This window comes from Prevotella sp. P4-119, from assembly GCF_002251345.1.
In the GTDB taxonomy this organism is placed as follows: domain Bacteria; phylum Bacteroidota; class Bacteroidia; order Bacteroidales; family Bacteroidaceae; genus Prevotella.
This window is the reverse complement of the sequence record NZ_NPJB01000015.1, coordinates 44222-56255: the sequence shown is the minus strand read 5'-3', so window position 1 is coordinate 56255 and position 12034 is coordinate 44222. Positions and strand designations below refer to the sequence as shown.

The 12034-nt window shown below is 38.4% G+C and carries 12 protein-coding genes and 2 pseudogenes; 9 read left to right on the top strand and 5 right to left on the bottom strand.

What is annotated here, in order from left to right:
• The 5 genes from CIK89_RS01420 to CIK89_RS01400 form a co-directional block, all read left to right on the top strand.
• On the top strand, positions 1-1185 hold a 1185-nt coding region (locus CIK89_RS01420), incomplete at its 5' end, for an outer membrane beta-barrel protein (RefSeq protein WP_144007326.1).
• Positions 1175-3385: a peptidase domain-containing ABC transporter gene (locus CIK89_RS01415; protein WP_094389649.1), complete on the top strand. Its 2211-nt coding sequence runs from the start codon at positions 1175-1177 to the stop codon at positions 3383-3385. The genes CIK89_RS01420 and CIK89_RS01415, both read left to right, overlap by 11 nt.
• A 12-nt stretch (positions 3386-3397) precedes the next feature.
• Positions 3398-3874 carry a hypothetical protein gene (locus CIK89_RS13760; RefSeq protein WP_254046583.1) on the top strand — a complete coding sequence of 159 codons (477 nt, stop codon included), beginning with the start codon at positions 3398-3400 and terminating at the stop codon, positions 3872-3874.
• A 1523-nt stretch (positions 3875-5397) separates the two neighbouring features.
• The gene (locus CIK89_RS13890; protein WP_256387812.1) at positions 5398-5523 is read left to right on the top strand and encodes a hypothetical protein; all 126 of its coding nucleotides are present in this window, start codon (positions 5398-5400) and stop codon (positions 5521-5523) included.
• An 11-nt stretch (positions 5524-5534) separates the two neighbouring features.
• On the top strand, positions 5535-6293 hold the full coding sequence (locus CIK89_RS01400) for an NYN domain-containing protein (protein ID WP_094389646.1): 759 nt from the start codon (positions 5535-5537) through the stop codon (positions 6291-6293).
• A 186-nt stretch (positions 6294-6479) separates the two neighbouring features.
• Here the strand turns inward: CIK89_RS01400 and CIK89_RS01395 are convergent, their stop codons facing one another.
• From CIK89_RS01395 to CIK89_RS01375, 5 genes and pseudogenes are all read right to left on the bottom strand, one after another.
• Positions 6480-8078 carry a hypothetical protein gene (locus tag CIK89_RS01395; RefSeq protein WP_144007325.1) on the bottom strand — a complete coding sequence of 533 codons (1599 nt, stop codon included), beginning with the start codon at positions 8076-8078 and terminating at the stop codon, positions 6480-6482.
• 63 nt (positions 8079-8141) lie between these two features.
• Positions 8142-8471 carry a hypothetical protein gene (locus CIK89_RS01390; protein WP_144007324.1) on the bottom strand — a complete coding sequence of 110 codons (330 nt, stop codon included), beginning with the start codon at positions 8469-8471 and terminating at the stop codon, positions 8142-8144.
• A complete protein-coding gene (locus tag CIK89_RS01385) occupies positions 8456-8638 on the bottom strand; it encodes a hypothetical protein (RefSeq protein ID WP_094389643.1) in 183 nt (60 codons plus the stop codon). Before CIK89_RS01385 ends, CIK89_RS01390 begins: the two co-directional genes overlap by 16 nt.
• A 15-nt stretch (positions 8639-8653) precedes the next feature.
• Entirely contained in the window at positions 8654-9433 is a 780-nt protein-coding gene (locus tag CIK89_RS01380; RefSeq protein ID WP_144007323.1) for a hypothetical protein, read from the bottom strand.
• Positions 9434-9741: 308 nt separating this feature from the next.
• A pseudogene (locus CIK89_RS01375) lies at positions 9742-9924 on the bottom strand (transposase); the annotation flags it as partial.
• 58 nt (positions 9925-9982) lie between these two features.
• On the opposite strand from CIK89_RS01375, the pseudogene CIK89_RS13755 reads away from it, so the two are divergent.
• The 4 genes and pseudogenes from CIK89_RS13755 to CIK89_RS01360 all read left to right on the top strand — a co-directional run.
• A pseudogene (locus CIK89_RS13755) lies at positions 9983-10199 on the top strand (hypothetical protein); the annotation flags it as partial.
• Between the two features lie 233 nt (positions 10200-10432).
• Positions 10433-10786, top strand: coding sequence for a septum formation initiator family protein (locus tag CIK89_RS01370; protein WP_254046345.1), 354 nt, complete (start codon positions 10433-10435; stop codon positions 10784-10786).
• Positions 10770-11171 carry a hypothetical protein gene (locus CIK89_RS01365; RefSeq protein ID WP_094436385.1) on the top strand — a complete coding sequence of 134 codons (402 nt, stop codon included), beginning with the start codon at positions 10770-10772 and terminating at the stop codon, positions 11169-11171. The genes CIK89_RS01370 and CIK89_RS01365 overlap by 17 nt, the downstream gene beginning before the upstream one ends.
• Positions 11172-11259: 88 nt before the next feature.
• Positions 11260-12030, top strand: coding sequence for a DUF4369 domain-containing protein (locus CIK89_RS01360; protein ID WP_094389640.1), 771 nt, complete (start codon positions 11260-11262; stop codon positions 12028-12030).
• Positions 12031-12034: the final 4 nt, after the last annotated feature.

Here is a 12034-nt window from a genome sequence, read left to right as displayed (position 1 = left end):
TTATTTACTCAAAGAGAAAATCAGTATTTAGAAAAAATTGATGAAGTAAAACAAGATGGTACATATAAGCAAAACTCTAATAAATTTGAGGTTTATATGAATGGTGAAAAAATAATCATGGGAGGACGTTTTACTTTTGGAATTAAAGGAAATATAGTCTCAACGTCAAGTGATAAAAGGATAAGTGTTATAGGAAAGAATTTTGATGATAATCTATCTTTTACGCAAAAAGAGCAAACAGCGCAAATTCACATTGGATATAGATATCCCTTTGCCAAAAAAGGTTTTCTGAATGTTTCTTTGGCAAGTGAGTATTTTCACTCTACATATATAAAAAATCACGAGCGTGCAAAAACTCTATGGAGTCAATGTCAAATATATCCATCTTTGACATGTGTTTATAGACCTACTTCAAGAAGTGTTTTACAATTGAGCTTGAATAGTGAAAAGCGTTATCCAACATATTGGACAACTGCTGCAAATCGTATTTTGATAAATTCTTATTGTGTCAGTGATGGTAATACAGATTTAAAGCCGTATGTAAAATATAGTAGTAATTTAAACTATATAATAAAATCAAAATATATATTTGGTATGTTTGCAGAAACAAGTCCTGATTTTTTTACGCAAAATATGATATTGAAATGTACTGAGTTGTTAGCAATATACAAATACCTGAATTTTTCTCAAAACTATCGATATGGTCTTATAGCCGTTGTTCCAGTGAAGTGGACTTCTAACATATCATCGAAGTTTACGACAATGGCTTTCAATATGCATCAAAGTGGGGCGATTGAAGATGATTTGACTTTTAATAAAAAAAAGACCTCTGGAATGTTTAGACTTACCAATAATTTTGTTTTATTTAGGAAAAAAATAAGTGCAGATATTTCTGGTTGGTATCAATTTCCTGTTATACAAGGAATGTATGATGTTCCAAGTATGTATTCTGTTTCATTAGGCATTACATGGCACACCAGTATAGATGGATTGACATTTATCTTTAGGGGAGAAGATATTTTCGATACGTACAGAATGAAAACAAAATGTAGTGTTTATGATATGAAGTATGCATTCAATCATGATATTGATATGAGAATGTTTTCATTAACCATGCGATATCGATTTAAAGATTATAAAGAAACGAAAAAGAAATCTATAGATTCTTCGCGATATGGCATATGAGAACCCTTTTCCCCTATGTGTACAGCATGATTCTATGCAATGTGGTATAGCCTGCTTGCAAATGATTTGCAAATATTTCGGCAGGGAATATTCTATGGATTCTTTGTCGAAACTTTGTTTTGCTACTACGGAGGGTGTGTCCCTGCTGGGTATCAATGAAGCTGCAAACATTCTAGGCTTACATACCACATGTGCAAGAGCTACAACTTCTATTTTAAACGAAGTTCCTCTTCCATGTATTATTCATTGGAACCAGAATCACTTTGTGGTTCTATACAAGGTGAAGAAAGGAAAGAGATTCTATATCGCAGACCCTGGAAAGGGATTGGTAACGTACAGCCTTGAGGAGTTCAAAAAGCATTGGATAAGTACAAGATCGAATGAAGAAGACAAAGGCATCGCCATGTTCTTGGAAACCACTCCTGCTTTTTTCACTTATAAGATGGAGGGTGAAAAACTCATCAAAGAGAAAAGATCTTTCCGCTTTCTCTTTGGTTATGTGAAGAAATATCGCAAGTATTTTGGGCAAATCATTTTAGGCTTGATTATTGGTAGTCTTTTGCAACTTGTCTTGCCATTCCTCACACAGTCCATTGTGGATGTCGGCATCAAGGACCAAGACATTGGTTTTGTGTGGCTTATCTTGTTGGGGCAATTGATGCTTACAATCAGCAGAACGGCAATCGACTTTATCCGCAGATGGCTTTTGCTTCACATTTCTCTGCGTATTAACATTTCATTGGTTAGTGACTTCTTTATCAAACTCTTGAAACTACCGATGTCTTTCTTTGACACGAAGCTCATGGGCGACTTGATGCAGAGGATGAACGATCATAGCCGTGTGAATAATTTCCTAACACAGCAGACGCTCAACATCACCTTTGCCATGCTTACTTTCGTGGTATTCTCGGTGGTGCTGTTCTTCTACAATAAGTTGGTATTTGCCATCTTCTTGTTGGGAAGCATCCTCTATGGCGCATGGATGACCTTGTTTTTGAAGCGAAGAAAGGTGCTTGATTACGAACTGTTTGAGCAGCAAGCCATCAACAATAACAAAACTTATGAGTTTATCACCTCCATGCAGGAAATCAAGTTGCAGGATTGTGAACAACGTAGAAGATGGGAATGGGAGGACACGCAAGCAGACTTGTTTGGGGTGCAGATGAAATCACTCAAACTCCAACAGACACAGGAGGCAGGAAGTATCTTTATCAACGAGGTGAAGAACATCATCATTACGGTAGTTGCAGCCACCGCCGTAATTCATGGGCAAATGACACTTGGTATGATGCTTGCCGTGCAATACATCATCGGACAGCTCAACTCGCCTGTGGAGCAACTGATGAACTTCTTCTATTCCCTGCAAGATGTGAAGATTAGCTTGGAGCGAATCAACGAGATTCACCAGATGGATGATGAGAATGGAAAGGAAGGCTTGTTAACTTCTATTGAAGATAAGAATGATGGCATTGACATCAAGAACATCATGTTCAAGTACGACCCACATGCTTTGCGCAAAACCATAGACGATGTGAGCATTCACATTCCGCAAGGTAAGGTAACAGCCATCGTTGGCGCATCTGGCAGTGGAAAGACCACCCTCATCCGTTTGATGCTTGGTTACTATCCTGTCTTGGAGGGAAAAATCAACATTGGAAATACAGACATTAACAAACTCAACAAAAAGTGGTGGCGCAGACAATGTGGTGTTGTCATGCAGGATGGTGTTATCTTCTCGGAGAGTATCGCAAGAAATATTGCTGTTGATGATGGCGATATAGATAAGGAAAGGTTGTTGAAAGCTGCCGAGATAGCTTGCATCAAGGATTACGTGATGGCTTTGCCTCTGAAGTTCAACACCAAGATTGGTCGTGATGGTGTAGGACTGAGCCAAGGGCAGAAGCAGCGTATCTTGATTGCAAGGGCTGTCTATAAGAATCCAGACTACATCTTCCTTGATGAGGCGACCAACTCACTTGATGCCAACAATGAGAGAAGCATCGTGGAGAACTTGGATAAGTTCTATAAGGGCAAGACGGTTGTTATAGTAGCACATCGACTGAGCACGGTGAAGAATGCCGACCAAATCGTAGTCATCGACCATGGCAAGGTGGTCGAGGTTGGCAACCATGAGTCCTTGACAGCCAAGCAAGGGGCATATTATAACCTTGTGAAGAATCAACTGGAATTGGGAAACTAAATTGTTTTTGACATGGAACGGAAAGAAAAAGAATCAGATAACATCGAATTGAGAAGCGAGAAGGTGAGGAACGTGATAGGTAAAGTTCCTCCTCGCCTCGTCAGCTTGGGAACGGTTGTCATTACGATAATAGTCCTCGCCCTCGCAGTTGCTTTCTACAAGGTACCTTATCCTATATCCATAGAGGTTAATGGTGAGGTCATCAATCAAAGAACAGTGCAAGTATTTGTGCCATACAAGTATTTGTATTTTTTCGATGAGCCAAGGACGGCTCATGTATCTTTCGAGGGCAACGATAATGCATCTTGTAACTGCGACATCACAAGCCATAAAGCCAGGCTCATACATAGGGAAGATGGTAACTATTTTATGGCTATAGCCACAGTGAGTACACAGGGACAAAATACTCCTATACTGCAAAAGTATATGAAAGCCGATGTTAAAATCATCGTCAGCGACAAAACGTTATGTCTGCAAGTGTTCAGATAGGCTATATCCGAGCACCTGTTTATTTTGGATACATATTGCTGGTAAGCATCAGATTTAACGCAAAAAGCTCTAAATACCATAAATTTCTCCTTGCTTTTTATGGGATATTTAGAAAACTATCGTATCTTTATCATCCCGAATTTAGGCGTTCTTTATATATTGCAAAATACAGAAACGAGCAGAATCCCGCTCGTTTCCATATTGTTACCTGTTTTATTTAGGCAGACGTCCATCTTCTTGATATTCAATCAAAGCCCAAATTAAAACGAGTTGCTCTATAAAAATATCTATAATAAAGTTAAATAATATTAAATATCAAATAAAAACTGCCAAAACTCTTGCATTCCGGGGGTGTCATGTTGTATCTTTGTAATTCAAGCCGAGGATAATTCCTAAAAACAAGAAAGAAACCTTTAAACCAAAAATCAAACAAATAACTCAACAACTAAAATGCCGCTTATGCTTACAAATTTAACGGATTTTCATGCCATTTGGTCACGACAGATAGTTCACGGTTTCTCGATCGCTTCTCGTTCGGTTCCCGTTAACTTCTCGTTAGGTCCTCGTTCGTCTCTCGTTCGTCTCTCGTTGCTTATTCGTTAGTCTATCGAAGACCGAACGAGGACCGAACGAGGAACAAGCGAAAAACGAACGAAAGAGCAACGAATATCGATCGAGATGCCGACGAGAAAGTATCGGCAACTCGACGAGTAGCCACCTTCATGGCTGGCAGAATACCCTTCTGCAACCACAAACCAGCAAAATGCCTTTTGCTCCCAATCTGCCAAGGCAGAACCCTGCACTTCCTGTCCACACTGAGCATTTCCGCGGCGAATAAAACCATTTCGTCCATCCCGTGGAAACCCTATGGTTCAACCATGTAGAAGCCCCTCCATGGGCTTTTAATGCCTTGTTATCCTCCAAATAACCGACAGAGATAATGTCCTGTCCACCCAAAACACCCTGCTGTAAGTGCAACAGCCCCATCCTTATAGGCTCAACCACAGGTTAAACCATAAAAATCATGCAAAGCCACACAAGAGTCCTGCATATCACCATTTTGTGTGATGTAAGTATGGTAACTTTACAATATTAACATAATACATATCTAATATATTTACAGTATGATAATATTTGGTGTCAATACAATCCTTTATTTCATTGAAGTCCTCATTTTATAGCCACCGATGGTTCTAACATAATATTGTCACGGGATCAATATCATCATTCCTAAGTGTTTCAAATAACAGATAACAGTTAACAGTTTCCCAAAAACGATTTTTGCGTTACAAGCGTGACAATATAACAGTATAACAGTTTTTGAAAAAGCAAACTGGGCATTTTCTGTTTCACGGAATTATCTTGGACAAGGATTAACCCAAAGAAAATAATGATAAAGAAAGATTTTTAAGCCAACATCTTCGCCTCTTTCATTTAATTTTTATATATTTGCATGCAAAATGTGAGATACAACCTATTTTACATCCCTCAATTAAATAAGACTTCTTTATAGATTTAGTAATATGACCAAAGCAAAACCTTTTATCAAATGGGTAGGCGGGAAAGGCAAATTCATTGAACTTAACCAGATTGCCATTCAACAAATGCAAGTGCTTGAAGGAAACAACAATAGAAATGTGTTAAAATAGATGTCAAGATTATGAGTACAAACAAAGAAAACAAATTAGCCGTACTATTTGATGCTGACAATGTGCCGTATTCTCGTGTTAGGGAAATGTTGGATGAGGTTGCCAAATATGGCAACCCTACTATAAAGAGGATTTATGGAGATTGGACAAAACCCTCTGTGTCTGGTTGGAAATCAGTTTTGTTAGAGAATGCAATAACACCTGTTCAGCAATATAGTTATACAACAGGGAAAAACGCTACTGATTCTGCTATGATCATTGATGCAATGGACATCTTACATGTCGATCAAGTTGATGGTTTTTGCATCGTGTCGAGCGATAGTGACTTTACTCGTTTAGCAACAAGATTGAGAGAAGCTGGCAAATTTGTCATTGGTATGGGAGAAAAGAAGACGCCTAAACCCTTTATTGTTTCATGTGACAAGTTTATCTATATAGAAATACTTGGCAATAATGAAACTCAAAATGTACATGATAGCAAAACGACCAAAGAAGTTTCTAAACCAACAAAAGTCAAAGATGCTATTGGAAATGACATAATAAGTCTTCTAAATCAGTCAATAGATGATTTGGCAGATGATAGTGGGTGGGCATTTCTCGCTGAAGTTGGGAATCTTATACTCAAAAAGAAACCAGACTTTGACCCTCGTAACTATGGATTTCCTAAATTGACTCCTTTAATTGAATCTTGTAAAACTCATTTTACGATAGATAAGAGAAATTCTGGAGATAGCCGTATCAAACATGTTTATGTAAAGCGGAATGGCTAATTAGTTTAGCAAGAGAACAGTCTGTTGTATCAAAATTTGATACAATCATCAACAAGATTTGTATATAAGACAGAATGTGACATTTCTTTCGTGAGGATGCGTTGGCAATTTGTGGCGGCATCCTCACGATTAGTTTTTATAGTAAAACAACGTTCTTCTGATAATGTTCACTTATGTTTTTGCCCGTCAATTATAGTCCCTCATGTAGAAATTATTATTATCGATTTCAGACTTGATAGCCTCATATAATTGACTTGCATAGAATTCCCGTTGTTTTTCAATCCCCATCGTGGTATGTTGTCCGTCTCTTTGAAGTTGTTGAAGAATCGCCTCGTATTCTATTTCATTATCAAGCCTTCTGCTCCAAAACTGCTGCTCTTCCGATGATAATTTGTCCCACTGTGTCTCACCATTTCCTGAGAAATAATAGATAAGCTCGAATACGCATGAATTGTTGTCACGAGAAATCCAATCGCTACTAACTGTTTTAACTTTTGTTCCAAAGAATCCTTTCGTCTTTATCTCTTCAATAAACGTTTTTTGCTTGATTACACTGAAAAATTTAGCAAATGAACTCAAATTGTTTCTCAATGTAAATACCATAAGGGTATTGATGAATGGTAATTCTTCTTGGGAACATCTTTTCCTGTATTCAAATAGTAAGTAATACAACCAAAAGCCGAGAGGTGCTTTTATCGGAATATTTTCCCCATACATCATGTTCATGAATGAAAGAACGATGGTTAGTGGGAACTGGTATTCACAGGGTAATTTTAAAGTAATCTTCTTGTTGTTATCAATCGTCTTAATTGTTGTAACCATCAGATTTGTAACCGATTCGTCTCCTGTAATGGCTGCAACAGCATAAGATCCGCCAAGCCCCCAACGACGAATCGTTGTTGCCATACTCATTACCGTATCAATAACAAGCCTTTGATAAATCTCATCTGATGGTGTGAACTTTTTATATTCATCAGGATACAGCAATACGCATTCATCTTTTTTCTCGTCAGTAAATCTTTCATAATTACATCTAATGTAACTATGAAGATTCCTTGCATTCTCTTCATCACCAATTACTTGTAATTTAGCAAGCCCTGTACCCTTTTTGAGGTCATGAACAAATGCCCATACTAAAATCTTTGTATTATATGATTTTAAATAGGAGGATTCCAGATAGACCTTTTGGTAATCAAATATTTCATAAAGATCAAATTTGTGAAGACGTTCCATTTTACGTGGTCTATTTAATAATAATGAGAACACTCCAATTCGCTCCTTGGAAACCGATGCCTCAATGCACACCATTCCAATCACGTTGTCTTCATTAATCATTCCTTCAATTAACCAATCTGGAAGATTATTGGGGTCCTCAAAAAAAGAAGGCATCCTTTTGTAAGAAAAAGGTTCAATACCATGTGTACCTTCTCCGTCTTCATCAAAAAATTGATAGATTTTATGGCAAGCTAATTTGGAATAGAACGTATATGTCATTCCAATATGTTTGTCTTCTACGTATGTGTTATAAAACCTTGATGATGATTTCAAATACAGCTGTGGAATTAGGTCATCAGAGCCATGTAAATCAACATTTGGTATTATTTTGTCCTCTTTTAGGAAAAAGCCTTTGTCTAAATCCCAAAACATTGGACAGGAATCATAAACATATGAAAATTGATTTGTCGCCAATACGGGACATGCATATAGAGGTTGCATGTTGTCGTAATCTTGTAATAAGGAATCAAAAGAGTTCCTTTCGCTATCGAGAAATTCTTTTATTGACATATTAGTAATGCTTATAGTATTGTTAAAAACTATGGTTTTCGCTAATAATTCGACGGCTTGAATTTAAAACACAGAACCATCTAAATGAATTTTTCTCTTTATTCCATCAGCGAAACCATCAAAAGTGTTGTAATGCGTATTGGGTTTCCAATAATCCATACCTAACACTTTTGCTTTCACGTCTTCATATAGGTATTTATCCATAAGTGTAATAAACACTTCTGAATTATTGTTCTCGGTGATTTCAGAAGTCATCCCGTCGGCTCTGTTTGCCACAATGACGATACACTCACCATATCCATCAAAATGCGTTGTTGACAATCTTACAGGAAGATATCTGTTCGCTATTTCAAAATTCCAATCTACATTGGAGGTACTTACATTAATTTGCATCTTGAATCAGTTTGAATTTTAAGTATAATATGAACGTAATCGTCGTCATATTCCAACTCACAATCTTGTTGACGTCTGTAGTTATCTTCAAAATCGTCAATTAAACTATCAAGATATTCTTGTTCATCAGAATATCCGGCCTCAATCATATCATCTTCAAAAGCCATGCTGGAAATAATAGCTTATTTCGTTATTGGATAAATTTTCATATATGAGTAGTCTCCTATTTTAAGCACACCATCAACACTAATTTCTGAGATGGTTTCCAATCTTGAATAATTATCATCATAATAACTGGTATTATAAAATTTATCCTTCAATTTTTCAAATATAATTTTTACACTACCAACAAACCAATTAGAACGGTCGGTATCCATTACGATAGCAAGGTATTTACCATTATCTTCCAAGATAGCTAATTTGTAAAAAGGTCCACCCATATTTTTATAGATTCCTTCTATTTCATCAATATCTGCTGATGACAAATAATCTTTGATTTGACTATCTGTCCATGATGACTTTTCTGTAGTAGGAGTTGGCAACTTTGGCGTTTTTGAAGGATCATATTTATATGGCAGTTTTTCCATTTTTCCTAGTGCTCTCTTACATGCACGATTAGCATCGGCTTTCGCAGACATAGTATTACCAACACCTTCAGCTTCAAATACTTTTTCACCCAACATGTTTACCAGTTTGAAGTTAAAAGGTGTTCCACCATATTTTATTTCAAAGCTATAAGTTAATTCCAGTGTTGCCAGTCGTTCATTTGGTTTCTTGGATATTTCATCTCGAGAAGTTACTACTTTGAATCCCTTTTCAATAAAGGAACTCTTGATACGGTCATCAAGTCCCCACTGATTATTTGTGTGAGAATTAAGAAAAATACAATTGTAACCATCCAACTGCTGAGCGAATGACATTATTGATGACATCGCAAATAAGAAACTAATAATCCTCTTCATAATTGTTTGCTTTTATTTGTTGAACCTATAATTACTCTTATCATCAATGACTTAAAAAAGGCGCAGACATTCGCCATACGTCACACGGTTCACCACAAACCACCTTCAAATATGGGAAAGCTGCGCCCGTTTGGGTAGCAGTCCCAATAATGAAGGTTTGCTCGTATATAAACGGTGGTGATTGTGTGACTATCGAGCAATATGTCTTGGAAAACGTACAAATACGAAATCCGTGTGCAAAAATACGAAATATCTTCGAGATTTCAATCAGAAATAAGAGAAAATAATAAAAACGGCTCAGTAGATAATTAGTGGGGGTAAGCGTATATCATGGAAAGTCTGTAGAGAAAGAATTTCTCATCCCTAATTCCCCTTAGTGCTGCCCTGAAGGACTTGACTTTGGCGTTGAAAGACTCTGCTGCTGCGTTAGACGACCTGTTATTGTAGAAGTTGAGTATGTCATCATAGTGCTCGTAGAACGTAGCCGCAATAAACGTGTCACGGGGACTGGTCCATGGCATCACCCCCAACATGTCAAGAGGTCATTGACGTAACTTCTACAAGACCATTATCCAAAGACTTTGACGTAAAGAGGTTCGGACTCAATACAACAAGTCGCATAAAAGCGTTTGTCTTCAGGTTTGTCTCTATACCAGCCAAGCGGATCAGAACATCCAATGCCAACGCAATAATACATAGTAGTTTCTTCATATATTCTATCATTTGGGGTAAAGACAGCGAAAATCTGCGAACCAGCCAAATATAACTTAGCATATCTGACATCTGACATGTGACATGTGACATGTGACAAATGGTGTAAGCCATGCCTATGCCTTTCCATTCCCCTCTACTCCTTCTCCATAATCTCCACAGGGGGGACGCCAACACTTATATCGAGCAGCGCAGTGGAATAGTTTTACGGTATATTTCAGGTGGAAATACGTTAATCTTCTAAAATCTGTAATCAGTTACAACTTTTTTTCGTAACTTTGCCTCCCGATGAAGCATCTGAAAGAGATAATGATCAGTTTGTACCACCGTAAGTGGTTGAAATACGGCATCGTAACGATAGTCGCAATACTATTGCTGGGTGTCGTCGGCGAGAATAGTTTGTGGAATGTTCACCGCAATAAACGCCGTATCGTTGAACTGAAAGACGAAATCAAAGAATATACTGACCGATATAATAATGACCAGATGCAGATACGCCTGTTGGACAGTGACCCTAATGCAATGAGAAAGATAGCCCGTGAACGCTATTTTATGAAGGCTGACGATGAGGATATCTTTGTGTTGAGTGACGATCCGCGGACGCAATCACCATTTAATAGTAATAATGAGACAACTGAATAAGATAGAGAGCTACCTCCTTTTAGCAGGTGGTATGCTGATGGTGGTTGGCGCTGGCGCCAGCCTTTTTTTGCAGCCGTGGGCGGCTTATGCCTTTGCCCCCGGTGCACTTTTGTATGCTGCGATGCAGATGCAGCAGCGTTATGACGGAACCAATATCACTGTGCGCCGTCTTCGCCGCATCATGCTCATCAGCGATGTGCTGTTTTTGTTGGCAGGCTTGATGATGTTGGCGAATAATTCCAATTTCCTCGGTCTCGACTTCTTGGTCTATTTGCAATATGTGCACAACAACTGGATTGTTTTGGTGCTCTTGGGTGCCATACTGCAACTCTATACAACCCATAGAATAGCTCACGAACTGGAAAAAGAGGCAAAAAAACTCTAAATATTTGCACAAATATATTAAATTGCGCAAAAATATTCCGTGTTTTCATACCATCGTAGTACTTTTGTAGCAACAAACGAAATTGTCTATGAAGAAAATTCTATATACTCTTGCTCTTGCGGCCGCACTTACTTCGTGTGTCGGATCGTATAATGTGGAAGGTTCATCGTCGATTACCGCCCTTGATGGCAGTAAACTTTATCTGAAAGCTATCAAGAACAATCAACTGAAAAATCTCGACTCGTGTGAGGTGGTACATGGTGAATTTCACTTCTCGGGTACACTCGACAGTATTCGCATGGCCAGTCTGTATATGGACGATGAGAGTGTGATGCCCATCGTACTGGAGAAGGGCGACATCGTAGTGAAGATTGAGGCTGGTCGCCAGATCGTAAGTGGCACTCCGCTCAACGATTCACTTTATGTGTTTATAGAAGAACACAACCGCTTGTCAAACCAGATGAACGAGCTCTCGCACAAGCAGAGTCAGATGTTGCTTGACGGTATAGACGAGGCAGCGATCAATGAGCAACTATCGGTAGAAGCCGCCAAGATAGCCAGCGACGAAGACCGTCTTGTCACCAAATTCATAGAGGCTAACTTTGATAATGTGCTGGGTCCTGGTGTGTTTATGATGATTACCAGCCAGTATCGTTATCCTATCCTTACCCCGCAGATTGAAGACTTGATGTCGAAAGCCACAAAGGTTTTCAAGGAAGATCCTTATGTCAAGAACTACTATAAGACCGCACAGGAAAACGAGCAGCGCATGAATGGACTGGAAGAAGCGCCAACTCCTCCAGCCCCTCCTGCATCGCAGCAACCGTCAGCACGGCTGACTACTGTGCCACAAAAGTAACAGT

What these genes read in the sequence shown, in the direction of transcription:
- CIK89_RS01415 (WP_094389649.1), top strand. Translation starts at nt 1,175, where the DNA reads ATGGCATATGAGAACCCTTTTCCCCTATGTGTACAGCATGATTCTATG.
- CIK89_RS01390 (WP_144007324.1), bottom strand. Translation starts at nt 8,471, where the DNA reads ATGCAAATTAATGTAAGTACCTCCAATGTAGATTGGAATTTTGAAATA.
- CIK89_RS01400 (WP_094389646.1), top strand. Translation starts at nt 5,535, where the DNA reads ATGAGTACAAACAAAGAAAACAAATTAGCCGTACTATTTGATGCTGAC.
- CIK89_RS01365 (WP_094436385.1), top strand. Translation starts at nt 10,770, where the DNA reads ATGAGACAACTGAATAAGATAGAGAGCTACCTCCTTTTAGCAGGTGGT.
- CIK89_RS01395 (WP_144007325.1), bottom strand. Translation starts at nt 8,078, where the DNA reads ATGTCAATAAAAGAATTTCTCGATAGCGAAAGGAACTCTTTTGATTCC.
- CIK89_RS01385 (WP_094389643.1), bottom strand. Translation starts at nt 8,638, where the DNA reads ATGGCTTTTGAAGATGATATGATTGAGGCCGGATATTCTGATGAACAA.
- CIK89_RS13890 (WP_256387812.1), top strand. Translation starts at nt 5,398, where the DNA reads ATGACCAAAGCAAAACCTTTTATCAAATGGGTAGGCGGGAAAGGCAAA.
- CIK89_RS01370 (WP_254046345.1), top strand. Translation starts at nt 10,433, where the DNA reads ATGAAGCATCTGAAAGAGATAATGATCAGTTTGTACCACCGTAAGTGG.
- CIK89_RS13760 (WP_254046583.1), top strand. Translation starts at nt 3,398, where the DNA reads ATGGAACGGAAAGAAAAAGAATCAGATAACATCGAATTGAGAAGCGAG.
- CIK89_RS01380 (WP_144007323.1), bottom strand. Translation starts at nt 9,433, where the DNA reads ATGAAGAGGATTATTAGTTTCTTATTTGCGATGTCATCAATAATGTCA.
- CIK89_RS01360 (WP_094389640.1), top strand. Translation starts at nt 11,260, where the DNA reads ATGAAGAAAATTCTATATACTCTTGCTCTTGCGGCCGCACTTACTTCG.